Source organism: Hydrogenophaga sp. ZJX-1 (assembly GCF_048590325.1).
In the GTDB taxonomy this organism is placed as follows: Bacteria; Pseudomonadota; Gammaproteobacteria; order Burkholderiales; family Burkholderiaceae_C; genus Hydrogenophaga.
The window spans coordinates 826,292-851,415 of record NZ_JBMBRA010000001.1 but is presented as its reverse complement, the minus strand read 5'-3'; the positions used below and the strand labels follow the sequence as shown (position 1 = coordinate 851,415).

Below are 25,124 nucleotides of genomic sequence, written 5' to 3'. Positions count from 1 at the left end.
TGCGCTTCCTGCGGGATCAGCCGCCACTCGCCGGCGGGGTGCCAGCGGGTGCGCCCTGGGGTCCGGCGACCGGAGCGCCCGGGGGACGGCCCATCTCCACCACGCGCACGGCCGTGCCGTCTTTCTGCAAACGCTGCTGGCCCGCCACCACCACGGTGTCGCCCTCGGCCACGCCCTGCGTGATCTGCACCTGGGCGCCCCGGCGCACGCCGAGCTGCACCTCGGTGCGGCGCGACACCAGCTTGGCGCCATCGCCCTCGCCTTCTTTCAGCAACCGGAAAACAAACTGCTTGCCCGCCTGCGGCACGATGGCTTCTTCGGGCACCACCAGCGCAGCGGCGTTGGTGGTGAACACGGTGGTCACGCGGGCGAACATGCCGGGGCGCAACTCGCCGCCGGGCGCGGGCGGCAGCACGGCGCGCACGGCGATCGAGCGGCCGTTGGCGTCCAGCAGCGGATCCACCGCCTGCACCTTCGCGCTGAAGCGTTTTCCGGGCAATGCGTCCAGTTCCACCTCGACCGGCTGGCCGGCGGCGATGCGGGTCTGGAAGCGCTCGGGCAGACGGAAGTCCACCGTGAGCTGCGAGGTGTCTTCCAGGTTCACGAGGTCCGCGCCGTCCTTGACGTAGTCGCCCAGGTGAACCACGCGCAGCCCCACGGTGCCGTCGAACGGTGCGGTGAGGCGCATGCGCGAGAGGCGCGCCTGCGCCAGCGCCACCTGCGCTTCGGCCACCTGCAGTGCCGCGCGGTTTTCGTCCAGCACGCGCTGGGCCACAAAGGCCTGCGCCACCAGTTCCTCGTTGCGTTTGAGGTTGGCGCGCGCGATGGAGAGCTGGGCCTGCGCCTGGCTGAGTTCGGCCTTCTGCAACACGTCGTCCAGCTGCACCAGCAACTGGCCACGCCTGACCCGGGCGCCGTCGGCAAAGGCGATCTGAGAGATGCGGCCGCTGACCTCGGGCCGCAGGGTGACTCTCTGGCGCGAGCGCAGGGTGCCCACCGCCTGAGCGTCGTCCCGCAAGGCGAGGGACTTGACCTGCGCCACCTCGACACCGGGCGTGCCGGCGGCCGGTCGTCCCGCGGAAACCGCGGCGCTGCCCCCAGGGCTGCCACCCGCAGCAGCAGCCTGGTTGGGCGCACGGTTCTGGAGCCACCAGGCACCCGCCGACGCCAGCCCGAGGCCGGCCGCAGCGATCACCACATAAAGGGTCTTTTTTGCCATGTTTCGATCAGGTGCAGGGGAGCGCGCCAAGTGTCACAACCTTTTGCAATGTATCAGTGCATAGACACCCACAAGCGCATAAGTTCAATCGCCCGGCCAACCGGAGGCTCGCCGTCCCAAGCTCTCAGCCCGGCACGCCCCGGTTGGCCAGTGCATCGGCCTTTTCATTCCCCGGGTCGCCGGCATGGCCTCTGACCCAATGCCATTCGATCTGGTGCACCCCGTCGTGCACCAGGGCATCGAGCTTCTGCCAGAGGTCGGCATTCTTGACCGGCTGTCTGGCCGCCGTCTTCCAGCCCTTGGTCTTCCAGCCATGGATCCACTCGGTGATGCCTTTGCGGACGTATTCGCTGTCCAGGTAAAGCGACACCTTGCAGGGGCGCTTGAGCGCACCGAGTGCTTCGATCACGGCCGTGAGTTCCATGCGGTTGTTGGTGGTCTCGCGCTCACCACCCCAGAGCTCTTTTTCATGGCCGCCGGCCTTGAGGTAAACGCCCCAGCCGCCCGGGCCCGGGTTGCCTTTGCAGGCGCCATCGGTGTAGATCACCACGTGATTCAAATCAGAGTCTCCAGAGATATGGGGGAACCGGTCCGCTGTCCAGCACGCCGGTGATGAAAAGGTGCGCTGCGTCAATGCCGGTTGGCCACCGACACCGGCGCCGCGGCCACAGCCCGCCGCGGCTTCCACGCCGGACCGAGCAGGCGCACGCCCCGCACGCGCTTGACCGCCACCTGAAAATAGACCGCGCCGAAGATCGGCCACCAGCGTGGGCCGGCCCGGTCCATCCAGGCGCTGTGATTGAGCCACTTTTCGGTCCTCACCGCCGGCCGGTAGCAGCCAAAGCGCTCCGACTCTACTTCAAAACTCAGCAGCCGCAGCCAGTCGCGCAGCCGGCGCGGGCCGATGAATTCACCGGCCTCGGGCAGGTACAGGCTCGACAAACCCAGCCCATGCAAACCCAGCCGCCCTGCCAGGCGGGCGCGCCCCTGGCGCAGGCCCCAGAGACTGGTCGGATTGAAACCCGAAATCACCACCCGGCCCTCGGGCACGAGCACCCGCTCCACCTCGCGCAACACGTGGTGGGGGTCGGCGCTGAGCTCCAGCGTGTGCGGCAGCACCACCAGGTCCAGACTCGCCGGCGGAAACGGCAGCGCAGCCGCGTTGGTCACCAGCGCGACCCGCGGCGACTCGCCCGGGGCCGGCCAGGTCGAGACCCGGTCACCACGGTCCACGGATGGGGACTGCGGAGCATCCAGATCCACCGTGCGACCGCCCTCCCCGGTGAACAGCCGCTCGTCCAGCGGCGCAACGAGCATCTCTTCGGGCAAGGCCAGCCAGCGGTGCGGCATGCGGTTCGCGTCAAGGGTACGCAGCTCGGGCAGTCCCAGCTGCAGCGCGTTGTAACCAAACAGATCGCTCACGGCCAGGTCAAACTGCCGCTGCTCCCAGTCCAGCAAGTAACGCCCTGGAGCGGTCTGAAACCAGTCGGTCAAACTTATAATGGGTGGATACATGGTGTGAGATGAAAAGACGGAGCTGGCGCAAGTCCGGCACCCCCAACCCGGCTTTTCCGCGTACTCTACACGCCAACCCCGCATTCACACCGGGCTCCGCGCATGACACTTTTTCCCCTACCCGCGTTCAGCGACAACTACATCTGGGTGTTGCACGACGGGCAGCGGGCGCTGGTCGTGGATCCCGGCGAGTCCGATGGGGTACTGGCCTGGCTGGCCGACCAACGGATCGACCTCGACACCATCCTGATCACCCACCACCACGCCGACCACACCGGTGGCGTGGCGGCCTTGCGCCGGGCCACCGGCGCGCGTGTCATCGGCCCGGCGGACGAACCCATGCCCGAGCCCCTGCTGCGCGTGGGTGAGGCCGATACCGTAAGTGCGCTGGGTCTGGACTGGTCGGTGATCCATGTGCCGGGACACACGGCCGGCCACATCGCCTACTTTTGCCCCGACGTGGACGGCCGGCCCCTGGTCTTTTGCGGCGACACCCTGTTCTCGGCGGGCTGCGGCCGGCTGTTCGAGGGCACGCCGGCGCAGATGCTGGACTCACTCACCCGCCTGGCCCAGTTGCCCGACACCACCCGGGTCTGCTGCACACACGAATACACGCTCTCCAACCTGCGTTTTGCGCTGGCGGTCGAGCCCGGCAATACCGAACTGACGCAGCACGCCGCGCATTGTGCGCAGCTGCGTGCCGGGAACCTTCCCACGCTGCCCAGCTCCATCTGGCTGGAAAAGCAGATCAACCCCTTCCTGCGCACCCATGTGCCCGCGGTGGCCCAGGCGGCCCGTGCACATGAACCCGGCGCAGGATCCGATACCGTGAGCGTGCTGGCCACCCTCAGGGAATGGAAAAACAATTTCAAATGACTCTCGCCTCCGCTCCGACCGCTTTCCATCCGCCCCCTGATCCCTCCCGCACCCGCCCGCCATTGACACCGTCAGGCGGTCGTCTGGCCGGACTGGTCTGGACCCTGGGCCTGACCTTGCTGATCGCCGGTTGTGCCGGTACGCCAGCACCGCGCCAGTCCACACAGACAGGGGATGGGTCAACGGTGCCCAGCGGCAGGCCCCTGCCAGCCACCGCGTCCCCCAACTACAACCACCCACCGCTGAGCACCATCGTCTCCGCACAGGCCAGCGCGCCCCCGGTCGTCACACTGGCCGCCCCGGAAGACATCTGGGACCGCATACGGCGCGGCTTTGCCATGGCGGACCTGCAGAACGATCTGGTCCGCGACCGTGAGCAGTGGTACATCAGCCGTCCCGACTACATGCAGCGCATGACCGAGCGGTCGAACCGGTACCTGTTCCACATCGTCGAAGAAGTCGAGCGCCGCAACCTGCCCATGGAGCTGGCCCTGCTGCCCTTCATCGAGAGCGCGTTCAATCCGCAGGCGGTGTCCAGCGCACGCGCTGCCGGCATGTGGCAGTTCATGCCAGCCACCGGCCAGTCGTTCGACCTGAGGCAGAACGCGTTCCGCGATGACCGCCGCGACGTGCTGGCGTCCACCCGCGCCGCGCTCGACTACCTGGAGCAACTGCACGGCCGCTTTGGCGACTGGCACCTCGCCCTTGCGGCCTACAACTGGGGTCAGGGCAACGTCAACCGCGCCATCACGCGCAACCAGCGTGCCGGTCTGCCCACGGGTTACACCGACATCGACATGCCGCTCGAGACGCGCATGTACGTGCCCAAGCTGCAGGCCGTGAAAAACATCCTGGCCCGGCCCGAATCGTTCAATGCCCAGCTGCCACCGATCGGCAACCACCCCTTCTTCGACACCCTGACGCTGGAGCGTGACATCGATGTGGCGCTCATCGCCCGCCTGGCGGAGGTGAGCGAGAAGGACTTCCGGGCATTGAACCCTTCGATCAAGCAGCCCATCGTGATGGCGGCCGGTACGCCTTACATCCTGCTGCCCTGGGACAACGCCAACATCTTCGAGCGCCGTCTGGCCGAGTACAAAGGCCCGCTCGCCAGCTGGACGGCCTGGGTCGTTCCCAGCACCATGACGGCGGCACAAGCCGCCAGCCGCGTGGGCATGAGCGAGTCCGAACTGCGCGCTGTCAACAACATCCCGCCCCGCATGCGGGTGCGCGCCGGTTCGAGTTTGCTGGTGGCGCGCAGCGACCAGCACAACCGCGACGTGAGCGAATTCGTCGCCGACAACGCCAGCCTCAGCCTGCAACCCGAGGCCATCGTGCGGCGCGGCTCCGTGATCGTCCGCGCGGGCGACACCCTGAGCCGGCTGGCCGCGCGCCATGGCGTCAGCGCCTCGAATCTGGCGCGCTGGAACAACCTGCGGGTCAGCTCCAAACTCAAGGCCGGTCAGCGCCTCTCGCTGGTCAAGACCCAGCGCGCTGTCGCAGCGAAGAGCGGCAAGAAGATGACCCAGAAGAGCACGCGGGCCCAAGGCAAGAGCGTCAAGCGCAGCACCAAAAAAGCCACGATCAAACCCACGCGCACGGCGAGCAAAAAGAAAGCGCGCAAAAACTGAGAATGTTGTCCGCTTCGCCGCGGATTCAGGCGCGGAAGCGGGCCTTCGACTTCTGCGCAAACTCGTTGGTGAAGGTGCGGTCCAGGTTCACGCGCTGCAGCATCTGCGCATCGTCAAAATGCGCCAGCATGCGCACCGTGGTCGGAGGGCCGGCTTCGGGCATCAGACCATCGGGCGTCCACGACTCACGGGCCCGACTGAACGCGGCCAGGTACAGCGCCCGATCCCCGAGAAAATAGGTTTCGGGCACGATCCTGATCAGGTCGGAGGGCCCGGCGGTCTGCAGCCATTTCAGGGCATGCACCATCGCATCGGTGATGGCCTGGCAATGCTTCGGGTTGTTCTCCACGAAGTCGGCCGAAGCGCTCAGGCAACCCGCGGGCAGCGGTCCGCCAAACACATCGGCATTGCCCCGTGTGGTGCGCGTGTCGGCCACCACCCGGAGTTGCCCCGCCTGCTCCAGCTGGGTGATCACCGGGTCGGTGTAACAGATGGCATCCACCTGACCCGAGCGAAAAGCCCCAACCGCTGCCGAAGCACTCGGAAAGGCCTGGTAGGTCACGTCCTGCGGACCCAGCCCTGCCCTGGTCAGCAGCAGGCGCGCAATGCGGTGACTGGCCGAACCCAGCGCCGTGACCGCGATGCGTCGACCACGCAGGTCGCGCAGCTGCCGGTAGTGTTCCATGGTCTGCAGCGATACGCCGAGCACGATTTGTGGTGTGCGCCCCTGCAACACGATGGAGCGTATCGACTGCCCCCGCATCTGCAGACTGATGGTGTGGCTGTAGGGTCCCGACACCAGGTGGGTGGCGCCGCTGAGCATGGCCTGCAGGGCTTGCCCCGGTTCCGTGAAATCGCGCAGCTGGACGTCCAGCCCCTCAGCGGCAAAATAGCCCAGACGATCGGCGATCGTGAGCGGCAGGTAACAGAACGACGAGCGGTTCTCCACCGCCATCACCACGCGGCCCAGCGTGTTGCGAGTGACGGGCGCCGCGGCGCTGGTGGCTGGCCGCGACTGTGCAAACACCGCAGGAAGGCCTGCCGTCAGCATCGCCGACGCGCACACACGACCCCACCCCCGGCGACTCCACATGACACATCCTCTCTGGTACCTGTCTTCAAGGTGTCAGCGTATGCGCCATCACAAAAACCCGCATCGGGACGAATCCCGAGCGGGTTTCCACCAAGCCTAAAAGCAATTAAAAGTAACAGCCTCGCAGGCGGCGTCAGACGAACAGGATCGCGATGTTGACCAACAGTGCCAGGGTCCATGCGATGCTGCGCGCCGTGGCCAGATCGGCCACATACAACATGATGTAGACCAGTCGCAAAACGATGTAGAAGAAGGCCAGCAGATCCAGCCGGGTCTGGTAGGTGCCGAGCTGGTGGGCGATGATCACCGCACCTATGAAAAACGGCAGCGCCTCGAAGCTGTTGGCCTGCGCCGCATTGGCGCGCGCGCGCCAGTCGTTTTGCTTCGCCAGCCAGGCGCGCGGGTTGTGGTTGTCATAGCCGCCTTCGCGCCTTGGCTTGGCGAACGTGCCCCACTTGGCCAGCCCCGCGCAAACAATCGGCAGCAGCGCCGCCACGATCACGGCCCAGTAGGCCACGGTGAGTCCCGCGATTTTCATGAAGCGCTTTCTTTTGAATGCGAGTGGTCAGCGCCGGTCCACCAGGGCGTGGGCGATCGTGCCAAGATCCACGTACTCGAGCTCACTGCCCACCGGCACGCCCCGCGCGAGCCGCGTGACGTTCACGCCGCGCGCCTTCAGGGCCTGAGCGATCACATGGGCCGTGGTTTCGCCCTCGGCGGTGAAGTTGGTCGCGAGGATCACTTCACGCACCTCGCGCGCGCCGTCCACCAGGGTGTCGATGCGGTCAAAGAGTTTTTGCAGGCCAATATCGCGCGGACCCACGCCGTCCAGCGGGCTGAGCTTGCCCATGAGCACGAAGTACAGGCCCTTGTAGGCTCCGGTGCGTTCCAGCGCCGACTGGTCGGCCGGGTTCTCCACCACACACAGCTGGCTGCGGTCGCGCCGCCCATCGCGGCAGGTGGGGCAGATCTCGTCTTCGGTGAAGGTGTGGCACAGCGTGCAGTGCTTGACCTCGGCGCAGGCGTGTTGCAGCGCCTGTGAGAGGTGCAGCGCGCCCTCGCGGTCGTGCTGCAGCAGGTGAAACGCCATGCGCTGGGCCGACTTCACCCCCACGCCCGGCAGGCGCCGCAGCGCCTGCACCAGCAGTTCAAGAGAGTGGTTTTCGGCCAAGTGGGCGGTCGTCAGAAGGGGAACTTCATCCCGCCGGGAAGGCCTGGCATTCCTGCCGTGAGCTTGCCCAGTTTCTCGTTCGAAGTTTCTTCAGCCTTGCGCACCGCGGCGTTGAACGCGGCGGCCACCAGGTCTTCCAGCATGTCCTTGTCGTCGGCCAGCAGGCTGGGGTCGATGGTGACGCGCTTCACATCGTGCTTGCAGGTCATGAGCACCTTCACCAGGCCGGCGCCGGACTCACCGGTGACTTCGATGAAAGCCAGTTCGTCCTGCGCCTTCTTGAGGTTGTCCTGCATGGCCTGGGCCTGCTTCATGAGGCCGGCGAGTTGTCCTTTGTTGAACATGGTTTTCCTTGTATGTCCTGAATGAAATGAATCGGCGTAACCGAAAAGCTCAGGCGCCTGTGGCCTTGAGCGTGCCGGGTACGATTTTGCCGCCAAAGTCGCGCATCATCGTTTGCACGAAGGGGTCGTCGCGGATGATCTGTTCGGCTTCGCGCTGCCGGCGGGCGGCCTCGGCCGCCAACCGCAGCGCGGCGGAGTCCTCGACCGGGCCGATCTCCACCACCAGGCGGATCTCGTGGCCCAGCGTCTTCAAGGCCGCGCTCAGGCGTTCCCGGGTGTTGCCCTGGTTGAGCGACTCGCGCTCCACCCGCAACAGCCATTGGTCCGCGTCGCGCGCCACCAACTGGGACTGCAGCCCCAGCTCGCGCACCAGCGCTGTGATGGTTTCGGCCTTGGTCAGTTGCTGGACCGCATCGAACCAGAAATCACCCTCGGCACTGAGCACCGGCTCGCGCATGGGCGCGGCTTCGCCCGGCTCGCGCAGGCGGTCCAGCCGCGGCGCGGGTCCGGGATCACGCACGGGAACCTCCACCACGCGACGCGAGGTCTGCACACCCTCGTCCAACGGTGCATCGTCTGGCTCCTCCACCCAGGGTGGGCCGTCGGCGTCGTCTTCAAAGTGCGCAGGTTCAGCTGCGGGCAATGTCTGGGTCGCTGGCGCCGCAGGTACGGAGCGCGAGACAGGCGGAGCCTGCACAGTCGCTGCGGCCAAAGGTGCTGCCGGAGCCGATGCCACAGGTGCAACCGCCACGGCAGCGGGCCTGACCACAGGCGCCACAGGCCGGGGGGCCAGCGCCGCAACGGGCTGAGGCTCTACGACCGGGGCCTCAGCCCCGGATTTCAGTGTTTTTTTTTCCGCCGCGGCGCCGGTCGCCGTCTGCGAAGGCTTGAACGCGAGCAGCCGCAGCAGCACCATGGTGAGCGCGGCGTACTCGTCGGGAGCCAGGCCCAGCTCGGCACGGCCGTGCAGACACAGGCTGTAGAGCAGCTGGGTTTCGTCGGCGGGCAGCGCGTGCGCCAGGCGCACGATCTCCGGCGTGTCGGGGTCGTCCGACTCCTGCAGGGCCAGGCGCTCGGGCACCGCCTGCAACACCGCCATGCGCTGCAGCAGACTGGTCATTTCTTCGAGCGTCGAGGCGGCATTCAGGCCATTCAGGCGCAGGCTGTCGATGGTGTCGACCACGGTCGCGCCATCGCCCCGCGCCAGCCCGTCGATCAGCCGCAGCACATACGAACGGTCCACCGCGCCCAGCATCTGGCGCACCGTGGCCTCCTGCAACTGCCCGCCACCGAAGGCGATGGCCTGGTCGGTCAGCGAGAGCGCATCGCGCATCGAGCCACGCGCAGCGCGCGAGATCAGGCGCAGCGCCAGCGTTTCGGCCGGCACGCTTTCGGCCTGCAGCACCTGCGCCAGGTGCTGCAGCACGGTCTCGGGCGCCATGGGCCGCAAGTTGAATTGCAGACAGCGCGAAAGCACCGTCACCGGCACCTTCTGCGGGTCGGTCGTGGCCAGCACGAACTTCAGGTACTCGGGCGGCTCCTCCAGCGTCTTGAGCATCGCGTTGAACGCGTGCCCGGTGAGCATGTGCACCTCGTCGATCATGAAGACCTTGAAGCGGCCCTGCACCGGTTTGTAGACCGCCTGCTCCAGCAGCGCCTGGACCTCGTCCACGCCGCGGTTCGAGGCCGCGTCCAGCTCGGTGTAATCGACGAACCGGCCGGCGTCGATGTCGGTGCAGGCCTGGCACACGCCGCAGGGCTCGGCCGTGATGCCGCCCTGCCCATCGGCCCCCAGGCAGTTGAGCGACTTGGCCAGGATGCGCGAAACCGTGGTCTTGCCCACGCCGCGCGTGCCGGTGAACAGGTAGGCGTGATGCAGCCGCTGCGTGGTCAGCGCGTTGGAAAGCGCCTGAACCACGTGCTCCTGCCCCACCATTTCGGTGAAATTGCGCGGGCGGTACTTGCGGGCCAGAACGACATAGGACATGGCAGGGATTCTAAGCGGCGCCCTTGGTCGGCAAAGGGTGGCCGTCATCGCCTACAATCGACCTTGACGGGCCTTCCCGCATGGTGAAGCGGCCAACCGGGTCAGGTGGGGAACCAAGCAGCCCTAACTGTGTAGCCAGTGCCGGGGTCAAGGCTCGTCACCTTATTCAGCGCCAAACAGGCGCCGCAGCGAGCCCGCTGAAGTGCACCACCGCCGTGCCGTTGGGCACCGCGGATCGGGTGCCCTCAAAGTTTGGGCACCGGCGGACCCTCCAGCCCGCGCGCCCATTCCCGCCAGATCGCCACCAGCAGCGCCATCAGCACCGGGCCAACGAACAGGCCCACCAGCCCCATCGTTTTGACACCGCCGACCAGCCCGAAAAACGTGGGCAGGAACGGCAGCTTGACCGGCCCGCCCACCAGCCGCGGGCGCAGGGTCTTGTCCACGATGAAGAGCTCGACCGAGCCCCAGGCAAACAGCAGCAGGCCGGCCGTCGCATGGCCGGAGCCCACCAGATAGAGCGACACCAGCGTGAACGACAGCGGCGCGCCGCCGGGAACCATGGCCATGAAGCCGGTGATCACGCCCAGCAACACCGGTGAAGGCACACCGGCGATCCAGTAGGCCACGCCCAGCACCACGCCCTCGCCGATGGCGATCAGGCCCATGCCGGTGACGGTGGCGCTCACCGTGGCCGGCACCACCCGAGAGAAACGCTGCCAGCGCTCGGGCAGCAGGTGCTCACCCACCCGGTCCACCTGGCCCGCGATGCGCACGCCGTCCTTGTAGACAAAAAACAGCGTGATGAGCATGAACAGCACCAGCAGGAACAGCCCGAACAAATTGCCTGCGACCGCCAGAACCGTGCGCGAAATGTTGCCAGCGTGCTGACCGGAGAGCATCTGGATCCACGTGCCCAGCGCGTGCGGCTGGCCCAGGTGTTCGCGCCACAGTTCGGCCAGTTGCACGCCCACGAGAGGCAGCGCCTCGATCCACGCGGGCACTGTGGCGCCGTAACGGTTGGCCTCGATCGCCCAGCGCACGAATTCGCTGGCTTCGCGGATGGCGTAGTGCAGCGCCACCGACAGCGGCACCACGAGCACCAACAGCACCAACAGAATCGCCAGACTGGCCGCCAGCGTGGTGTTGCCGCTGCAGCGACCCACCAGGCGGTGGTACAGCGGCCAGGTGGCGAAACCGATGATCAGCGCGGCCAGCGCCGGGACCAGAAAGCCGTGGAAAAAATAGACACCAGCGGCGAGGATCAGCAGCAACAGGCCGCGGGTGATGAGGGGAGCACGCAAGACAGGGGGCATCGTTTCATTCTGACATGGGGTGCAGCACGCGCCGGGCCCAGGCGGGCAAGGACTCTGCCTGCCAGATCACCGCGCCGCCACGCAAGCGCGCCACCAGTCGAGGCACCTGGATCACCTGCTCCGGAGGCCGCGAGGTGTCGTACAGCAGCGCCAGATCGGCCCGCCGCACCGCCTTGCTGAGGTGGCGCACGGTGCGCGGGTAGCGCGCGAGCACGCGTTCGGGTGGCACCGGGTGGCCGCCCTCCTCCACCCGCTGGCTCACGCGATCGAGCAGCTGCTGCGGGTCGTCCACGCACACCACCAGCAGCACCACGGCAAACCCCACGTGCTGGGCGGCGCTCATGAGATCGAGCTTGGAGGTGTGGGAAAACACGGTCTCGCTGGCGAACGACTGGCCTTCGGCCAGGCACTGCGCCCGCCGCGCGTCGGCCCATTGACGCGCCTGGCGCGAGCGCTCGACGGGGTCGCCCACCTGCTGCAGGTGAGCCGCTTCGTGCAGGTCGGCGTTGACGAATTCGGCTTCTGCCGGGATCAGACCCTGAGCCACCGCGCTGCGGTACAGCGTGGACTTGCCCGCGCCATTGGGGCCGGCCAGCAGGTAAAAAACCGGGACAGTCAATGCGGCCTGTCGCGTCAGGCGGCGCGGCGCGCCGGCGCCACCTTCTGGCGGTTGGACAACACCGTGTCACGCACCGCCTGGGCCAGGCGGCCACTCGATTCAGCGGCCAGAAAACGGGCCTCGATGGCGTCCAGCGATTCATCGGTGGTGCCCGAGGCGCCAGCGCGGTGCCGGGCGTCGTACAGCGCAATCGCCTCGCGAGCCTCCTGCACCGTGAGGCCGGTTTCGTCGGCGATGCGTCCCAAGGTTGCCCAGTATTCGATCTGGCCGGCCACCGAGCGGCGCTGCGGCTGTGCCGCCTCCCGGGCTTGTTGCACCAGGGCGGCGGGCAGTTTCACGGACGAAAACGGGCTGACGGCGTTGGACATGGAGAACTCCTGTTTGGCGCATTTTGCGCCAAATTGAACCATGCGGCAAGCCCAGATGATCCACGGCGCCATCAGATGGTTCAGCGCAGCGCAGGCGCCACAAAACAAAAGGCCGCATCATCAGCGGCCTTTTGCTTGTGCCGTCAGGCCTGAAAAACGCTCGGCCTATTCGCCGCCAAACAGGCGTGCGAAGAAACCGCGCTTCTTCTTCAGGTGCAGTTCACGGATCAGTTCTTCCTTGATCTGCGCTTTCATGTCGGCATCGCCGTGGCTGACGTTTTTCAGGTAGACCTTCACCGAGTCGGCGTAGCTCTTGTCGTCGTTGCGGATGTGATTGAACAACCAGCGCGAGAGCATGGCGTGCAACTCGGACGCCACATCCTCGCCGGCCTCGAAACGCATGCGGTACTCGCCGACCTTGCGTGTGAACAGCTCGTGCACCTTCTTGTGAGGACCGGAGAACATGTAGCCGGCGTCGGCCATCAGGGATTCTTCAAATGCGAAGTGCGAGAGCGTGTAGTCCACCATCTCGTCGATCACCGCCCCCACGGCCTCGCGGTCGTGGTGGTCACGTGCGTCGTACAGCTGGTTGATGTACTCGACGATGCGTTTGTGCTGCCCGTCGATCTCGCGGATGCCTGTTTCCAGGTCGGGGGTCCAGTTCAGGTGTGCCATGGGCCACTTTCTCTCATGCGGGGAACAGGGATTACCCTGTGAATGAAACAAATTGTGAACCCGATGCCGCCAACGTGGTGCGGGATTCGCAGGTTTCATGACATATCTCAAGCGCAACGAAAGTGCCTACCCCGCTGGAACACCGGCAACGTGCCATTGCAACAACGCCGCGACCGCTGCCGGGGCCTTGCTGCGCCCGGCAGCCGGTCCACCGCGATCAAAAACCGGCGGGATCACCCCCAACGGACTTCAGGTGGCCTGGCGCGCATCCGTAGCCTGGCTACGGTGGAGCGGGCGCAGGCCTCAGAACGCATCCATCTTGAGCTTCTGATGCGCCACCACCCGCTTCCAGCCTTCGACGTCGTTCTGCAGAAACTGCGCCAGCTGTGCGGGGGTTCCGGTGGCAGGTTCCAGCGCGTCTTTGCCCAGGCGCTCCTTCACATCCGCCATTTCAACCACCCGAGCCAGCGCAGCGTTGAGTTGCTGCACAACCGCCTCGGGTGTGCCTTTGGGCGCCACCAGCGCGAAGTAGTTCAGCACGTTGAAGTCGGCCATGCCGGCTTCCTGCATGCCGGGCACCTGAGGCAGCGCAGGGCTGCGTTCGGGGCTGGTGACGGCCAGCGCCTTGAGGCGGCCGTCACGGATGTAGGGGGCCAGCGCGGGGATGGTGCCGGTGAGCAGTTGCACCTGGCCCGCGAGCGTGTCCACCGTGGCTGGTGCGATGCCGCGGTAGGGGATGTGGGTGATGAAGGTGCCGGTGCGTGCCTTGAGCGATTCCAGCACCAGGTGGTTGATGCCGCCCACGCCGGCCGAGCCGTAGTTGAGCCGCCCCGGCTGGCTGCGCGCGAGGGCCACGAGTTCGGGCAAGGTGTTGGCTGGCAAGTCCTTGTTGGCCGCCCAGACCAGCGGGCCGTGCGCGATCATGCCGACCGGGGTGAAGCTGGCGATCGGGTCGTAACCGGCGGTGGGCAGTGCGGCGGGCACGGTGGTGAAGGGTGCGGCCGCGAGCAGCAGGGTGTGGCCGTCGGGTGCGGCCCTGGCCACCTCTTGGGCACCCAGCGCACCCGAGGCACCCGTCCGGTTGTCCACGACCACGCTGACCTTGAGCAGCTCGGCCAGTTTGCCCGCCACCAGGCGGCCCATGGCGTCGGTGCCGGCGCCGGGCGCAAAGGGCACGATGATCTTGATGCCGCGTTCGGGAAAGCTGCGGGCCCAGGTGGAACCAGCGCCCAGGCCAACGAGGCCCGCGCCCAGCTGCAGGCAAAAGTGGCGACGATCCGGGGAGGGGATGGTCATGTGAGTCTCCAGACAGTACAGAACGATCGGGCCACTGTATGCCTTCGACATGACGACGCGGTGACGGACTTGCGACAACCGCGCGACCGCACCGCCGAACAACGCAGCGCCCGACGTCCACCGGAGCGCTCTGGCGGTTGGCTGTCAGCGCCCGCCGCGGGGCTTCATCGCCTTGCCGCCCACGCCTGCCCGAGGCGGCAGTCCTGTGTGCTGGGTCAAGATCGCACCGCGCTGGGGCTGCCCCGATTTCATCCCCGGCTTCACCACCGCGGCCATCCTCTCGCTGGCCTTGCCCACGGCGGTGCTGTTCTTGCGGCGCGCGCTCTGGTAGCTGCCGTCCGTCATGGGCTGGAAAGTCGGGATCAGGTGGTGTTTGCCATTGCCGATCAGGTCGGCGCGGCCCATGGTCTTGAGCGCCTCGCGCAGCAGCGGCCAGTTGTTCGGGTCGTGGTAGCGAAGAAAGGCCTTGTGCAGGCGGCGGCGTTTGTCGCCGCGCACGATGTCCACCTTCTCGGCCCGGTCGTCGCGGTGCACGCCCTTGAGCGGGTTCAGGCTGGTGTGGTACATCGCCGTGGCCGTGGCCATGGGGCTGGGGTAGAAGGTCTGCACCTGGTCGGCGCGGAAGCCGTTTTTCTTCAGCCAGATGGCGAGGTTCATCATGTCCTCGTCGCTGGTGCCGGGGTGGGCAGCGATGAAGTACGGGATCAGGAACTGCTTCTTGCCCGCCTCTTCGCTGTACTTCTCGAACATCGCCTTGAACTTGTCGTAGCTCCCGATGCCGGGCTTCATCATCTTCGACAGCGGCCCGCCTTCGGTGTGCTCGGGCGCGATCTTGAGGTAGCCGCCCACGTGGTGCTGCACCAGTTCCTTGACATATTCCGGGCTCTTGACGGCCAGGTCGTAGCGCAGGCCAGAGCCGATCAGGATCTTCTTGATGCCCTTGAGCGCACGGGCCCGGCGGTAGATCTTGATGAGCGGGTCGTGGTTGGTGGTGAGGTTCTGGCAGATGCCGGGGTAGACGCAGCTGGGCTTGCGGCAGGCGGCTTCGATGGCCGGGCTGCGGCAGCCCAGGCGGTACATGTTGGCGGTGGGGCCGCCGAGGTCGGAGATGACGCCTGTGAAGCCGTCGACCTTGTCGCGGATGTCTTCGACCTCCTTGATGATCGACTCTTCCGAGCGGCTCTGGATGATGCGGCCCTCGTGCTCGGTGATGGAGCAGAAGGTGCAGCCGCCAAAGCAGCCGCGCATGATGTTGATCGAGAAGCGGATCATTTCCCAGGCCGGGATCTTGGTCGCGCCGTCGTGTTTGCCGTGTTCGTCGGCATAGGCCGGATGCGGGCCCCGCGCGTACGGCAGGTCGAACACATAGTCCATCTCGGCCGTGGTCAACGGGATCGGCGGCGGGTTGATCCACACGTCGCGCGCCGTAACGCCCTCGCCGTGCGCCTGCACCAGCGCACGGGCGTTGCCGGGGTTGGTTTCCAGGTGCAGCACGCGGTTGGCGTGGGCATAGAGCACGGCGTCGCTTTTCACCTGCTCGTAGCTGGGCAGGCGGATCACACTGCGGTCGCGCGACAACTTGGCCACGCCGCCGGGACCTTGGGGGCGGTGGATGGTGATGGGTTTGTAGGCTGAAGCGCCCTCACCCCGGCCCGCTCCCTCAGGCGTGAGAGGGGATTGGGAGCCATCTTCCTTGGAGCAGCTCTGACCTTGGGCCTGTGCCTGCTCGCTGGTGGTCTGGTAGGGGTTGATGTGGTCTTCGACGTGGCCGGGCTGGTCCACCTCGCTGGAGTCGATCTCGATCCAGCCCTCGGCCGTGGGGTCGTGCGGGCGGCGGATGAAAGCGGTGCCGCGCACGTGGGTGATGTGTTCGATGGGTTCGCGGGCGGCGATGCGGTGCGCCACCTCCACCAGCGCGCGTTCGGCGTTGCCGTACAGCAGCAGATCGCACTTGGCGTCCACCACGATGCTGCGGCGCACCTTGTCGCTCCAGTAGTCGTAGTGGGCGATGCGGCGCAGGCTGCCTTCGATGCCACCGAGCACGATGGGCACGTCCTTGTAGGCCTCGCGGCAACGCTGGCTGTAGACGATGGCCGCGCGGTCGGGCCGCTTGCCGCCCACGTCACCGGGGGTGTAGGCGTCGTCGCTGCGGATCTTCCGGTCGGCGGTGTACCGGTTGATCATGGAATCCATGTTCCCCGCGGTCACGCCCCAGAACAGGTTGGGTTTGCCCAGTGCCTTGAAGGGTTCGGCGCTCTGCCAGTCGGGCTGGGCGATGATGCCGACGCGAAAACCCTGGGCTTCCAGCACGCGGCCGATCACCGCCATGCCGAAGCTGGGGTGGTCCACATAGGCATCGCCCGTGACCAGAACGATGTCGCACGAGTCCCAGCCGAGCTGCTCCATCTCGGCGCGGCTCATGGGCAGGAACGGCGCCACGCCGAACCGCTTGGCCCAGTAGGGGCGGTAGCTGGTCAGCGGCTTGGCGGCGCGCGCGAAAAAAGAGACGTCGACGGGGGCGTTCATGGTGCGAAGGGGGAGTGAGGGCGAAGTGTACGGTTTTGCGCATCCACGCCGCGTCATAGGGTTACCGGTCGAGGAACGAGGCAATGCGTTACTTCTGGATGCAATACCTGCCTGAACATTGCCTGACACCTTGAGCATGATCAATTTCACTCCAATGGGTCGGATCAGAATGTGGTTAGCGAGCAGATACTGGGTGGAGTAGATAGCTTCCGGTGTTGCTTGATTCGTTGCTCAGTCAATCTTCCAAAGGAACCTCCATGAAAAAGCAATCCGTGATCAACGCCGTTGTCCTGATCTTGGCACTGGGTGGTGTCGGCATGGCGTCTGCGCAGGACCAGTTGAAGACCCAGGACAGGGACCAGCTGAAAACCCAAGACAAAGACCTGCTCAAGACACAGGACAGGGATCAGCTGCGCGATCAGGACCGCCTCTACGCCGATGAGTTGTTGACCGATCAGGAGCGCACCAGGCTGCGTGAGCGTCTGCGTCTGGCCAAGACCGAACAGGAACGTGCCCGCATCCGCGAAGAGCACCGCCTGCAGATGGACGCCAGAGCAAAGGAGCGCGGCGTCACGATCAAGAGCGTCACGGGTTCCTCGCAAGCAGGGATGCAGAGCAGCGGTGGCTCTTCGCAGTCAGGATCGCAGGGCGGCAGTGGTTCTTCGCAGACAGGCACACAGAGCGGCAGCGGCTCCTCGAAGGCAGGGATGCAGGGCGGCAGTGACACCTCGGGTGGTGGCGCTGGCGGCAAGAAATAGGACCGCCGGGTTGAGCCAGAGACTGCCGTGTCTGGCCCAGACCCCACCGTCGGGCAGTCATGCGGGTGCGGGCATCGTGCGGGCGTGCCCGGCGGCTCACATATCTGCCCCTGGGAATCCCCAGTAAACGGCACAGGTTCACCCGCCAGCGGCTCCTGCTGCCGGGGCCTCTCAGAGGTCGCGCAAGGCGGCCGCGAGGTGCCGTTGAAACTGCTCGGGATCGCCAAGCGCCTGCGCGTTCATCAAGGCAAGCTTCACGAGAAACAGCTCCGTCTTCTCCGGTCCTGCCCCGTCGATGGCCGTGGCCAGCGCGTCGTAGACCTGCTCCAGGCCCGGGATGGTCAATGTGTTCTGGCTCATGTTCAGGCTCCTTGCAATCCGGCGGCGTTGATCAGGGCGGTGCGCAGGCGGGTGGCGTCCAGGCTCAACCACCGCGCACACACATGCTGGTCGGGCCGCAGCAGGTAGGCTGCGCCACTGGCGGGCACACCGTAGCGCTGGCGCAGGTGGTCTTCGACATCGGCCAGGGTTTCATCGGCGCCTGCGACCGGCTGGGCGCTGCCCACGGCGATCACTTTCAGCGGCAGGCCCCGCGCCTGCAACTCGCTCACCACCGCCTGCAACGCATCGGGCACGGCGGCGCCTTCGGTGAAGTACAGCAGCGAAAAGCGGTGATCCAGGTGGTCGAGCAGGTGGTCGTCGGCGCCCAGGTGCACGTTCTGTGGTGGCGCGCCGTGGCCGGGGCCGACCTTAAACAGTGCATTGTCATCGTCCATGCTGTTGGCCGGCGAGTGGCGGTACTCGTGCGGCCGCGAGGTGCGCCAGTGGTACAGCGGCCCCACGAAAGGCTCGCTGAGTGACAGCGAGAGCACCGCATCGCGCAGCAGGCGGAAACCGCGCGTGGGCGGCGTCATGAAGCGCGTGCTCTTGCCGGCTTCGTCAATGATCTCGCGCGCCGCGCCCACGCGTTCGCTGCTGTAGCCCTGCAGCAGCGTCGCCGGCGCGAGGCCCCTGGCCACCAGCGCCAGCCGCCAGGCCAGCCCCTGCGCGTCCTGGAAGCCGGTGTTGGCGCCGCGCACACCGAAGATGGGCAGCAGGTGCGCCGCGTCGCCGGTGAACAGCACACGACCATGCACGTAGTCGGGCAGCGTCAGCGCGCGCGCCGAATAGACCGAACACCAGTCCATCTCCCAGGGCGCGCCGGCGTGGCCGATCATGGCCAGCTGGGCGTCGATGCGGGCCTTGAGCGACTCCGGTTTCAGGGCATCTTCGGGTTCTTCTCCGGGCGGCAGCTGGTAGTCCACACGCCAGATCCCGTGCGGCTCGCGGTGCATGAGGATGGTGTTGCCGGGGTTCCAGTCGGGGTCGAAGAACGCCAGGCGCTCGGTGGGCAGGGGCAGATCGATGCGGATGTCGGCGATGACGAAGCGGCCTTCGTAGGACGCACCTTCAAGCTTCAGGTCGAGCATCGAACGGATGCCGGAACGCGCACCGTCGGCGGCCACCAGCCAGTCGGCCTGCAGCGTGTAAGGTCCTTCGGGGGTGTCCACCTCCAGCGTGGCGCCCTGCCCGTCTTGCGTCACGGCGTTCACGCGGTTGCCCCAGCGCAGCTCGATCAGCGGGTTCGCCCGCACCGCATCGACCAGGTATTCCTCCAGGTACTGCTGCTGCAGGTTGATCATGGGGAAAAAACGGTCATCCGGGTCGTGCGGGGCTTCCATGCGGAACACGCGCTGGCCCCGGTAGTACGAGTTGCCAAAACCCCAGGGCAGGCCGTTCTGGGTGACGCGGTCGGCCACGCCCACCTGCTGCAGGATCTCCATGGATCGGCGCGTGAACACGATGGCGCGGCTGCCTTCGGACACCTGTCGCTCCGATTCGAGCAGCACACACTTCACGCCGTGGCGAGCCAGTTCCAGCGCGGCCACCAGACCTATCGGCCCGGCACCAGCGATCACCACGGCGTGGTGCTGTGGCTGCGGGTGCTGTGAAGGCAACCAGGCGTCGAACACCTGATACTTGTAGTAGATGGAGCGCCGGGGTTCGGCGTGCGGCTGGTGCATGGCTTGTCTCCTGTTGGTGGGCGCAGTGTAGGCAAGGCCCATGACGGATATGTCTCCATATGGGAACAAACTGAACCCACCTCGGGAAGACCCGGATCAGGCGCCGCCGTCGAGCAGCAAGGCCAGCAGTTCGCGCTGCCCGGCCACGCCGAGCTTGCGGTAGAGACGCTTCTGGTAGGTCTGTGCGCTGGCCAGCGTCAGGCCCAGGCGTTCGGACAGGGCCTCGGTGCCCAAGCCGTCGATGAGCGCGCGCAGCACGTCGTGGTCGCGCTGGGTCAGCGCCGGAAAGCGGCGCACCAGCCGCGCCAGCACCAGGTCGGGCAGCTCCTGGCTCAGCGCCTGGCCGGTGTGGTGCAGACGCACGGCGTGCACGATCAGTGGCGCAAAGGCCTCCACCACAGCAATGGCCGCATCATCGAACGGCCCGTGCTCGGTGCCGCGGTACAGGTTCACCGAGAGCCAGCGCCGGCCCTCGTAGAGCGCCATCACGGCCAGCCGCTCGGCCACCTGCGGCAGCTCGTAGCAGATGCGCCGGTACTCGGGGTGGGCGATGTCTTCACCGCGCTGACGGTGCAGCACGATGCGCGGCTCGGCCATACCGGCCTTCTGTGCCGCGGCGAACTCCTGGCGCATCACCGCCACGCTGCCGTCCAGCCGGTAGAAACGCGAGACGTAGGCCTCGGAAATATCGGGCAGCGCCTGCGTTCGCGAGCGGTCGCCCATGGCCACGGTGCGCGGCCGGCGCTGACCTTCGAAGGCAAAGATGGTGCACTGCGCCAGCGGCAGCTGCGCGCCCACCAGGCGCAACAGGTCCTCGGCCACGGCGTGCCGGTCCGCCAGGCCCAGGCGCGCCAGCAGCGCCACCACCTGCGACAGGGGCACGGCGATGGATGAGGCAGGACGGGTGCCCAGCACCCAGTGATCGGACATGATGGGGCACTGTAGCGCAGGGCCGGCCGTCGCCCTCTGCGGGGCCACGGCCGGCCCGCAACCACACCCCGCCGTTCGTCGCATCGGGAGGGCTGCGCCGTTACGAGAAAAAATGCAAAACAGGCAACCGCATGTACCGTTCTTCCCGTTACCACTCTTACGGGACAAACGGGAATGTAAGCCGCGTCGCCTTTAGCATGGGCGCTTCACTTTTGAAGGAGCTGACATGGCATTGCACTTTGGCAAACGCGAGACCGAACAACCCAAGACCCTGAACTCCGGCATGGCCACGCAACGCTACGGCGTTGGCAGCAACAGCTCATCTCCCGTGACGCCGCAAGCGACCACCGCGTCCGAGCCCACACCCACCCCCACACCATCAACCCCTCCGGCGCGCACCAGCGTTGTGACTCCCGAAGGTGGCAGCAAGCTGACCGTAGGACCGAACATCAAGCTCAAGGGCGTCGAGATCACCGACTGCGACACGCTGGTGGTCGAAGGTCTGGTGGAGGCCACCATGGATTCGCGCGTGATCCAGATCGCCGAACAAGGCGCCTTCAAAGGCTCGGCCGAAATCGACATCGCTGAAATCCACGGTGTGTTCGACGGCAACCTCACCGTGCGCCAGAAGCTCGTGATCTACGCCACCGGCCGGGTCACCGGCAAGATCCGCTACGGCAAGGTGGTCATCGAAGAAGGCGGTCAGCTCTCCGGCGACATCGAGTGCTCGCTGAACGCCTCCGTCAGCAACAGCAGCAAGTCCAGCTCCGCCGGCATGCCAGCCATGGCCCTCGCCGCCTGATCGAACGCCTCTGACACGCGCCCGGCCAACGCATGCCGGGCGCGGTTGTCCCAGCTTCTGGCGCCCGCTATGCTGCGGGCATGTACGCCGACTTCTTTGGCCTGAAGCAAAGCCCCTTCTCCATCGCGCCCGACCCGCGTTACCTCTTCATGAGCGAACGCCACCGGGAGGCGCTCGCCCATCTGCTGTACGGCGTTCAGGGCGGTGGCGGTTTTGTGCTGCTCACCGGCGAGATCGGCACCGGCAAAACCACCATCTGCCGCTGCTTTCTGGAGCAGACCCCCGAGAACTGCCGGGTCGCTTACATCTTCAACCCCAAGCTCACGGTCGTCGAACTGCTGCGCACGGTCTGTGACGAGTTCGGGGTGGTGGTGAACCACCAGGGTCCGGGTGAGGCCACCGCCAAAGACCACATCGACCCGCTCAATGCTTTTCTGCTGGCCTCCCACGCCGCAGGACAGCACGCCGTGCTCATCATCGATGAAGCACAGAACCTGTCGGCCGACGTGCTTGAACAGCTGCGCCTGTTGACCAACCTGGAGACCAACACCCGCAAGCTGCTGCAGATCATCCTGATCGGTCAGCCGGAGCTGCGCCACCTGCTGGCCCGACCCGAACTGGAGCAGCTCGCACAACGCGTGATCGCGCGCTTTCACCTCGACGCACTCGACGAGACCGAAACCCGGCAATACATCCAGCACCGCATGGATGTGGCGGGATTGCATGGGCCCCTGCCCTTCACGCGCGACGCCTTGCGCCGGATTCACTCGCTCACGGCCGGCGTGCCCCGGCGCATCAACCTGCTGTGCGACCGCGCCCTGCTCGGCGCCTATGCCGGCGGCCAGCACCGGGTGGAACGCGCCGTGGTGGACAAGGCCGCCACCGAGGTGTTTGACACGCTCAAGGCGTCGGCGCCCACCCGCACACGCCGCCCGCTCGCCAGCCTCGCGTTGCTGGCCGCGGGCGCGGTGGGTGGCGCGCTGCTGCTGTTCGCGGCCATGCAGATCGGCAAGCACCCGGCCGGCCTCGCCACCGAATCAGCTGCATCGTCCTCGGCGCCTGCGCCACTGCCGCCAGCCATAGCCGCTGCAGCGCTGGCCGATGGGCCCACCGCGGCAGCCACTCTGCGCGATGTCGAACCACCGCCCCTCGTTGAAGTGCCCGCGTTCAGCGACCTCCTGCGTTCCGAAACCCTGGCCTGGCATGCGCTCGGCCGGACATGGAACCAGCCCATCGAGCAAGGCGAGCCCTGTGCCACCGCCCTGAAAAACGGGTTGCAGTGTTACCGCACCGGCCGCATGACCTTGCACGGCCTGCGACAGCTGGGCCGCCCGGGCATCCTGACCCTGCGCCTGCCCGGTCAACCGCCGGCCTGGGCCCTGCTGGTCGCCATGGGAGCGGACAGCGCGGTGCTGCAGGCCGGAGAACGCCGCTGGCAACTCCCGTTGACCGGGCTCGCCGACATCTGGCGCGGCGACTACGCCACCCTGTGGCGGTTACCGCCGGGGCAATCAAGCCGGCTGGTCGACGGTCGTCAAGGGCTGGCGGGCGCGTGGCTCAACGCACAGCTCGGCACTTTGCAGCGCGACGGCAAACTGGCGCCTGGCGCGGTCAGCCTGGACGCCCGGGTGAAGGCGTTCCAGCGTGCACACGGCATCGACGCTGACGGACTGGCAGGCCCTGTCACGTACATGCAGGTCAACCGCGCCAGCGGTGTGGACGAGCCCCGCCTGCAGCCCCTCTGAAAGACGGCCAGGAGACCGCACCCACCATGTCCTACATCCTCGACGCACTCAAACGGGCCGATGCCGATCGCGAGCGCGGCCATGTTCCCGGTCTCCACAGCCAGGGAGCGTTCCACCCGGCAACCGGACCCGGCGCATCGTGGCGCCGTCCCACCGCAGGGGTCGCTGCCGTTCTGGTCTTGCTCACGGCGACGGCTCTGACGTGGTGGTCGCTGCGCACGCCAGAAGCGCCCGATCCCACCGAGGTGCGCACCGCAGCGGCACCCGCTGAACCGGCTTCGGCCGACACAGCACCCTCCGCCCCGCCCGGCTTGCCCATTCTGGCGCCCGAACCGGCGGTTGAAACCCCAACCCCGGCAACCGCCCCACCACCTTCAGCGCCTCCGCGCACGCAGCCAGGCCAGGCGACATCCGAGGTGGCAGAAGAGAATGTGGAAGCCGACGCAGAAGACACGGTCGACACCGCCACGGAAGCGGAAGACACCGTCAACGCCGTGGCCACACAACCCCCGCCGCCGTCACCGCAATCAACCCTGCCCTCGCGACCAGCGCCCCCCCGCCCAATGGCCACGGCCGATGCCAGCGGAAGGCCACCGGTCAAAGTCAGCGGCTCGTCCTACTCACAGAACCCCGCGCATCGCATGCTGATTGCCAACGGCAAGGTGGTGCACGAGGGGCAGGAGATCGAGCCGGGCCTGAAACTTGAAACCGTCGGGCCCCGCAGCGCCGTGCTGAACCACCGTGGCACGCTCTACAACATCACCTACTGACAACCTGCCTTCACCGCGCACGGCAAGACGAACCTCTGGCCGGATCGGTTCGAGAGTTTGCCCGCCCAACGAAGCCAGGTCACGCCGCCATGCCCATGAACAAGGTCTCGTCCGTCCTGCAAACCCAAAATCTCTGTTTCCATTGGCCGGAGCGAACGCTCTTCTCCGACTTGAGCGTCAGCGTTCCACCAGGCGTGAGCCTGATCCGTGGTGAAGAGCACACCGGTAAGACCACCCTGCTTCGCCTGCTCGCCGGGGATGTCCATCCCCGGAGCGGCACCTTGGCCATCCAGGGCAACGGCCTGCATGAAGATCCCGAGCGTTACCGCCAGCAGGTCTTTCGAACCGATCCGCGCAGCGAAGCCCTCGATCAGATCAGCGCCGCATCCTGGTTCCAGAGCTTGGCGGGCAGATACCCGAACTTCAATCCGGAAGCCTTGCCCGATCTGATCCAGGCTTTTGCCCTGACACCCCACATCGAAAAACCGTTGTACATGCTTTCAGCGGGCAGCAAACGCAAAGTCTGGCTCGCCGCAGCATGGGCCGCCGGCACACCGCTCACGCTGATCGACCAGCCCTTTGCCGCACTGGACACCCCGTCCATGCGCTTCCTGACCGAACTGCTGCAGGAGGCGTCCGAGCACCCGAGCCGGGCCTGGGTGCTGGCCGACTACGAAGCACCGGCTGCTCTGAACCTGGCCAGTGTCATCACGCTCTGAGCGAAGGTGCGGGCTGGTCTCGCGCCCGGCAACCGGCTGCAATGGTGGACCCGTCAGCTGGGGCTGTCACTGTCCGATGTCGCCGAGCGCGCGGGCAGGACGTGCGGGTCTTGGCGACAGACGTGTCACGGTGCCTGATCACACCGTCTTCCTGCCGGGCGAACGTTTCACCAGGACCTGGGTGTTGCAGAACCCAGGCAGGGTGCCATGGAATGCCCCCGCCTGGCGCAGGCCGACGGCGAACTTGATGTCCCTGCGCAATGCCCTCGGGCAGCTGCAGCCGCTGCTCGATTCACATCTGGACAGCCTGGGGCGGAGTGTGATGGTGCCCATCACGCGGCCCGGGCAATTGGTGGCGTTGAGCGTGGAGTTTTCTGCTCTGCTGGAGAACTGCTCGGTCGCGAGCATCTGGCGTCTGGAGGACGCGCAGGGTCGTCCGTGCTTTGGCCCGCGCTGCTTCCTGCAGGCGGTGGTGTCCGTGGTGGGCTGCTGAAACGCGGTGGCTGGAGGTCAGCCCTGGCCTTCCGCGCCAGGGGCCGTATCCTGACCGGATTCAGGGGCCTGCTCGGTCGGCGCTTCGGACCCATCGCTGTCGTCGTGGGGTTTGCCCGCGGCCTTGGCCCGCAACTTCTCTTCCTTCTTCTTCTTTTTGGCGAGCTCGCGCTGGCGCTTTTCGTATCCGTAATTGGGAGTGGCCAAAA

The 25,124-nt window shown here is 66.6% G+C and carries 26 protein-coding genes and 1 other RNA gene; 9 read left to right on the top strand and 18 right to left on the bottom strand.

What is annotated here, in order from left to right; translation table 11 throughout:
- Positions 1-16: 16 nt before the first annotated feature.
- The 3 genes from ACN5W5_RS04145 to ACN5W5_RS04135 all read right to left on the bottom strand — a co-directional run bounded on the left by ACN5W5_RS04145 (position 17) and on the right by ACN5W5_RS04135 (position 2,734).
- Positions 17-1,219 carry an efflux RND transporter periplasmic adaptor subunit gene (locus ACN5W5_RS04145; protein ID WP_420047288.1) on the bottom strand — a complete coding sequence of 401 codons (1,203 nt, stop codon included), beginning with the start codon at positions 1,217-1,219 and terminating at the stop codon, positions 17-19.
- Between the two features lie 124 nt (positions 1,220-1,343).
- Positions 1,344-1,778, bottom strand: coding sequence for a ribonuclease HI (gene rnhA, locus ACN5W5_RS04140; RefSeq protein ID WP_420047287.1), 435 nt, complete (start codon positions 1,776-1,778; stop codon positions 1,344-1,346).
- Positions 1,779-1,849: 71 nt separating this feature from the next.
- On the bottom strand, positions 1,850-2,734 hold the full coding sequence (locus ACN5W5_RS04135; RefSeq protein WP_420047286.1) for a class I SAM-dependent methyltransferase: 885 nt from the start codon (positions 2,732-2,734) through the stop codon (positions 1,850-1,852).
- A 102-nt stretch (positions 2,735-2,836) separates the two neighbouring features.
- Between ACN5W5_RS04135 and gloB the strand changes: the two genes are divergently transcribed.
- Together gloB and ACN5W5_RS04125 are read left to right on the top strand one after the other, a co-directional pair.
- The gene (gene gloB, locus ACN5W5_RS04130) at positions 2,837-3,610 is read left to right on the top strand and encodes a hydroxyacylglutathione hydrolase (RefSeq protein WP_420047285.1); all 774 of its coding nucleotides are present in this window, start codon (positions 2,837-2,839) and stop codon (positions 3,608-3,610) included.
- Positions 3,607-5,241, top strand: a complete 1,635-nt coding sequence (locus tag ACN5W5_RS04125) for a transglycosylase SLT domain-containing protein (RefSeq protein WP_420047284.1) — start codon at positions 3,607-3,609, stop codon at positions 5,239-5,241. Before gloB ends, ACN5W5_RS04125 begins: the two co-directional genes overlap by 4 nt.
- 25 nt (positions 5,242-5,266) lie before the next feature.
- Here ACN5W5_RS04125 and ACN5W5_RS04120 read toward each other — a convergent pair whose 3' ends face one another.
- The 5 genes from ACN5W5_RS04120 to dnaX form a co-directional block, all read right to left on the bottom strand.
- Positions 5,267-6,268 carry an ABC transporter substrate-binding protein gene (locus tag ACN5W5_RS04120; RefSeq protein WP_420047283.1) on the bottom strand — a complete coding sequence of 334 codons (1,002 nt, stop codon included), beginning with the start codon at positions 6,266-6,268 and terminating at the stop codon, positions 5,267-5,269.
- Between the two features lie 199 nt (positions 6,269-6,467).
- Positions 6,468-6,872, bottom strand: coding sequence for an MAPEG family protein (locus ACN5W5_RS04115; protein WP_420047282.1), 405 nt, complete (start codon positions 6,870-6,872; stop codon positions 6,468-6,470).
- A gap of 27 nt (positions 6,873-6,899) precedes the next feature.
- Positions 6,900-7,505: a recombination mediator RecR gene (gene recR / locus ACN5W5_RS04110; RefSeq protein WP_420047281.1), complete on the bottom strand. Its 606-nt coding sequence runs from the start codon at positions 7,503-7,505 to the stop codon at positions 6,900-6,902.
- A gap of 11 nt (positions 7,506-7,516) precedes the next feature.
- Positions 7,517-7,849, bottom strand: coding sequence for a YbaB/EbfC family nucleoid-associated protein (locus tag ACN5W5_RS04105; RefSeq protein ID WP_226466519.1), 333 nt, complete (start codon positions 7,847-7,849; stop codon positions 7,517-7,519).
- 49 nt (positions 7,850-7,898) lie between these two features.
- On the bottom strand, positions 7,899-9,836 hold the full coding sequence (gene dnaX / locus ACN5W5_RS04100; RefSeq protein WP_420047280.1) for a DNA polymerase III subunit gamma/tau: 1,938 nt from the start codon (positions 9,834-9,836) through the stop codon (positions 7,899-7,901).
- Between the two features lie 65 nt (positions 9,837-9,901).
- Between dnaX and ffs the strand changes: the two genes are divergently transcribed.
- An RNA gene (gene ffs / locus ACN5W5_RS04095) (signal recognition particle sRNA small type) lies at positions 9,902-9,998 on the top strand.
- A gap of 83 nt (positions 9,999-10,081) precedes the next feature.
- Here the strand turns inward: ffs and ACN5W5_RS04090 are convergent.
- The 6 genes from ACN5W5_RS04090 to ACN5W5_RS04065 form a co-directional block, all read right to left on the bottom strand.
- Complete coding sequence (locus tag ACN5W5_RS04090; RefSeq protein ID WP_420047279.1) at positions 10,082-11,152, bottom strand: AI-2E family transporter; 1,071 nt, start codon at positions 11,150-11,152, stop codon at positions 10,082-10,084.
- A 4-nt stretch (positions 11,153-11,156) separates the two neighbouring features.
- Positions 11,157-11,771 (bottom strand): AAA family ATPase, encoded by a 615-nt coding sequence (locus ACN5W5_RS04085; RefSeq protein WP_420047278.1) that lies wholly within the window; start codon positions 11,769-11,771, stop codon positions 11,157-11,159.
- A 14-nt stretch (positions 11,772-11,785) separates the two neighbouring features.
- Positions 11,786-12,139: a TA system antitoxin ParD family protein gene (locus ACN5W5_RS04080; RefSeq protein ID WP_177134862.1), complete on the bottom strand. Its 354-nt coding sequence runs from the start codon at positions 12,137-12,139 to the stop codon at positions 11,786-11,788.
- A 165-nt stretch (positions 12,140-12,304) separates the two neighbouring features.
- Positions 12,305-12,814: a bacteriohemerythrin gene (locus ACN5W5_RS04075; RefSeq protein ID WP_290970692.1), complete on the bottom strand. Its 510-nt coding sequence runs from the start codon at positions 12,812-12,814 to the stop codon at positions 12,305-12,307.
- A gap of 303 nt (positions 12,815-13,117) precedes the next feature.
- Positions 13,118-14,110, bottom strand: coding sequence for a tripartite tricarboxylate transporter substrate binding protein (locus tag ACN5W5_RS04070; protein WP_420047277.1), 993 nt, complete (start codon positions 14,108-14,110; stop codon positions 13,118-13,120).
- A gap of 144 nt (positions 14,111-14,254) precedes the next feature.
- Positions 14,255-16,636 carry a YgiQ family radical SAM protein gene (locus ACN5W5_RS04065; RefSeq protein ID WP_420047276.1) on the bottom strand — a complete coding sequence of 794 codons (2,382 nt, stop codon included), beginning with the start codon at positions 16,634-16,636 and terminating at the stop codon, positions 14,255-14,257.
- 257 nt (positions 16,637-16,893) lie between these two features.
- Here ACN5W5_RS04065 and ACN5W5_RS04060 point away from each other — a divergent pair, with 257 nt between their 5' ends.
- On the top strand, positions 16,894-17,394 hold the full coding sequence (locus ACN5W5_RS04060; protein WP_420047275.1) for a hypothetical protein: 501 nt from the start codon (positions 16,894-16,896) through the stop codon (positions 17,392-17,394).
- A gap of 171 nt (positions 17,395-17,565) precedes the next feature.
- On the opposite strand, the gene ACN5W5_RS04055 is transcribed toward ACN5W5_RS04060, so the two are convergent.
- The 3 genes from ACN5W5_RS04055 to ACN5W5_RS04045 form a co-directional block, all read right to left on the bottom strand.
- Entirely contained in the window at positions 17,566-17,754 is a 189-nt protein-coding gene (locus ACN5W5_RS04055) for a DUF2783 domain-containing protein (RefSeq protein ID WP_290970703.1), read from the bottom strand.
- A gap of 2 nt (positions 17,755-17,756) precedes the next feature.
- Positions 17,757-19,457 carry an FAD-dependent monooxygenase gene (locus ACN5W5_RS04050; RefSeq protein ID WP_420047274.1) on the bottom strand — a complete coding sequence of 567 codons (1,701 nt, stop codon included), beginning with the start codon at positions 19,455-19,457 and terminating at the stop codon, positions 17,757-17,759.
- Between the two features lie 96 nt (positions 19,458-19,553).
- Positions 19,554-20,387: a helix-turn-helix transcriptional regulator gene (locus tag ACN5W5_RS04045; RefSeq protein ID WP_420047273.1), complete on the bottom strand. Its 834-nt coding sequence runs from the start codon at positions 20,385-20,387 to the stop codon at positions 19,554-19,556.
- A 226-nt stretch (positions 20,388-20,613) separates the two neighbouring features.
- On the opposite strand from ACN5W5_RS04045, the gene ACN5W5_RS04040 reads away from it, so the two are divergent.
- From ACN5W5_RS04040 to ACN5W5_RS04020, 5 genes are all read left to right on the top strand, one after another.
- Complete coding sequence (locus ACN5W5_RS04040; protein WP_420047272.1) at positions 20,614-21,189, top strand: bactofilin family protein; 576 nt, start codon at positions 20,614-20,616, stop codon at positions 21,187-21,189.
- An 80-nt stretch (positions 21,190-21,269) separates the two neighbouring features.
- Positions 21,270-22,934: an AAA family ATPase gene (locus tag ACN5W5_RS04035; RefSeq protein ID WP_420047271.1), complete on the top strand. Its 1,665-nt coding sequence runs from the start codon at positions 21,270-21,272 to the stop codon at positions 22,932-22,934.
- A gap of 26 nt (positions 22,935-22,960) precedes the next feature.
- On the top strand, positions 22,961-23,704 hold the full coding sequence (locus ACN5W5_RS04030) for a general secretion pathway protein GspB (RefSeq protein ID WP_420047270.1): 744 nt from the start codon (positions 22,961-22,963) through the stop codon (positions 23,702-23,704).
- Between the two features lie 89 nt (positions 23,705-23,793).
- The gene (locus ACN5W5_RS04025) at positions 23,794-24,423 is read left to right on the top strand and encodes an ABC transporter ATP-binding protein (protein ID WP_420047269.1); all 630 of its coding nucleotides are present in this window, start codon (positions 23,794-23,796) and stop codon (positions 24,421-24,423) included.
- 76 nt (positions 24,424-24,499) lie between these two features.
- Positions 24,500-24,916, top strand: a complete 417-nt coding sequence (locus tag ACN5W5_RS04020) for an NBR1-Ig-like domain-containing protein (RefSeq protein WP_420047268.1) — start codon at positions 24,500-24,502, stop codon at positions 24,914-24,916.
- 17 nt (positions 24,917-24,933) lie between these two features.
- On the opposite strand, the gene ACN5W5_RS04015 is transcribed toward ACN5W5_RS04020, so the two are convergent.
- Positions 24,934-25,122: a hypothetical protein gene (locus ACN5W5_RS04015; RefSeq protein WP_420047267.1), complete on the bottom strand. Its 189-nt coding sequence runs from the start codon at positions 25,120-25,122 to the stop codon at positions 24,934-24,936.
- Between the last annotated feature and the right edge of the window lie 2 nt (positions 25,123-25,124).

What these genes read in the sequence shown, in the direction of transcription:
- ACN5W5_RS04145 (WP_420047288.1), bottom strand. Translation starts at nt 1,219, where the DNA reads ATGGCAAAAAAGACCCTTTATGTGGTGATCGCTGCGGCCGGCCTCGGG.
- ACN5W5_RS04135 (WP_420047286.1), bottom strand. Translation starts at nt 2,734, where the DNA reads ATGTATCCACCCATTATAAGTTTGACCGACTGGTTTCAGACCGCTCCA.
- gloB (WP_420047285.1), top strand. Translation starts at nt 2,837, where the DNA reads ATGACACTTTTTCCCCTACCCGCGTTCAGCGACAACTACATCTGGGTG.
- ACN5W5_RS04125 (WP_420047284.1), top strand. Translation starts at nt 3,607, where the DNA reads ATGACTCTCGCCTCCGCTCCGACCGCTTTCCATCCGCCCCCTGATCCC.
- ACN5W5_RS04115 (WP_420047282.1), bottom strand. Translation starts at nt 6,872, where the DNA reads ATGAAAATCGCGGGACTCACCGTGGCCTACTGGGCCGTGATCGTGGCG.
- ACN5W5_RS04105 (WP_226466519.1), bottom strand. Translation starts at nt 7,849, where the DNA reads ATGTTCAACAAAGGACAACTCGCCGGCCTCATGAAGCAGGCCCAGGCC.
- dnaX (WP_420047280.1), bottom strand. Translation starts at nt 9,836, where the DNA reads ATGTCCTATGTCGTTCTGGCCCGCAAGTACCGCCCGCGCAATTTCACC.
- ACN5W5_RS04090 (WP_420047279.1), bottom strand. Translation starts at nt 11,152, where the DNA reads ATGCCCCCTGTCTTGCGTGCTCCCCTCATCACCCGCGGCCTGTTGCTG.
- ACN5W5_RS04080 (WP_177134862.1), bottom strand. Translation starts at nt 12,139, where the DNA reads ATGTCCAACGCCGTCAGCCCGTTTTCGTCCGTGAAACTGCCCGCCGCC.
- ACN5W5_RS04075 (WP_290970692.1), bottom strand. Translation starts at nt 12,814, where the DNA reads ATGGCACACCTGAACTGGACCCCCGACCTGGAAACAGGCATCCGCGAG.
- ACN5W5_RS04070 (WP_420047277.1), bottom strand. Translation starts at nt 14,110, where the DNA reads ATGACCATCCCCTCCCCGGATCGTCGCCACTTTTGCCTGCAGCTGGGC.
- ACN5W5_RS04065 (WP_420047276.1), bottom strand. Translation starts at nt 16,636, where the DNA reads ATGAACGCCCCCGTCGACGTCTCTTTTTTCGCGCGCGCCGCCAAGCCG.
- ACN5W5_RS04060 (WP_420047275.1), top strand. Translation starts at nt 16,894, where the DNA reads ATGAAAAAGCAATCCGTGATCAACGCCGTTGTCCTGATCTTGGCACTG.
- ACN5W5_RS04055 (WP_290970703.1), bottom strand. Translation starts at nt 17,754, where the DNA reads ATGAGCCAGAACACATTGACCATCCCGGGCCTGGAGCAGGTCTACGAC.
- ACN5W5_RS04050 (WP_420047274.1), bottom strand. Translation starts at nt 19,457, where the DNA reads ATGCACCAGCCGCACGCCGAACCCCGGCGCTCCATCTACTACAAGTAT.
- ACN5W5_RS04045 (WP_420047273.1), bottom strand. Translation starts at nt 20,387, where the DNA reads ATGTCCGATCACTGGGTGCTGGGCACCCGTCCTGCCTCATCCATCGCC.
- ACN5W5_RS04040 (WP_420047272.1), top strand. Translation starts at nt 20,614, where the DNA reads ATGGCATTGCACTTTGGCAAACGCGAGACCGAACAACCCAAGACCCTG.
- ACN5W5_RS04035 (WP_420047271.1), top strand. Translation starts at nt 21,270, where the DNA reads ATGTACGCCGACTTCTTTGGCCTGAAGCAAAGCCCCTTCTCCATCGCG.
- ACN5W5_RS04030 (WP_420047270.1), top strand. Translation starts at nt 22,961, where the DNA reads ATGTCCTACATCCTCGACGCACTCAAACGGGCCGATGCCGATCGCGAG.
- ACN5W5_RS04025 (WP_420047269.1), top strand. Translation starts at nt 23,794, where the DNA reads ATGCCCATGAACAAGGTCTCGTCCGTCCTGCAAACCCAAAATCTCTGT.
- ACN5W5_RS04020 (WP_420047268.1), top strand. Translation starts at nt 24,500, where the DNA reads ATGTCGCCGAGCGCGCGGGCAGGACGTGCGGGTCTTGGCGACAGACGT.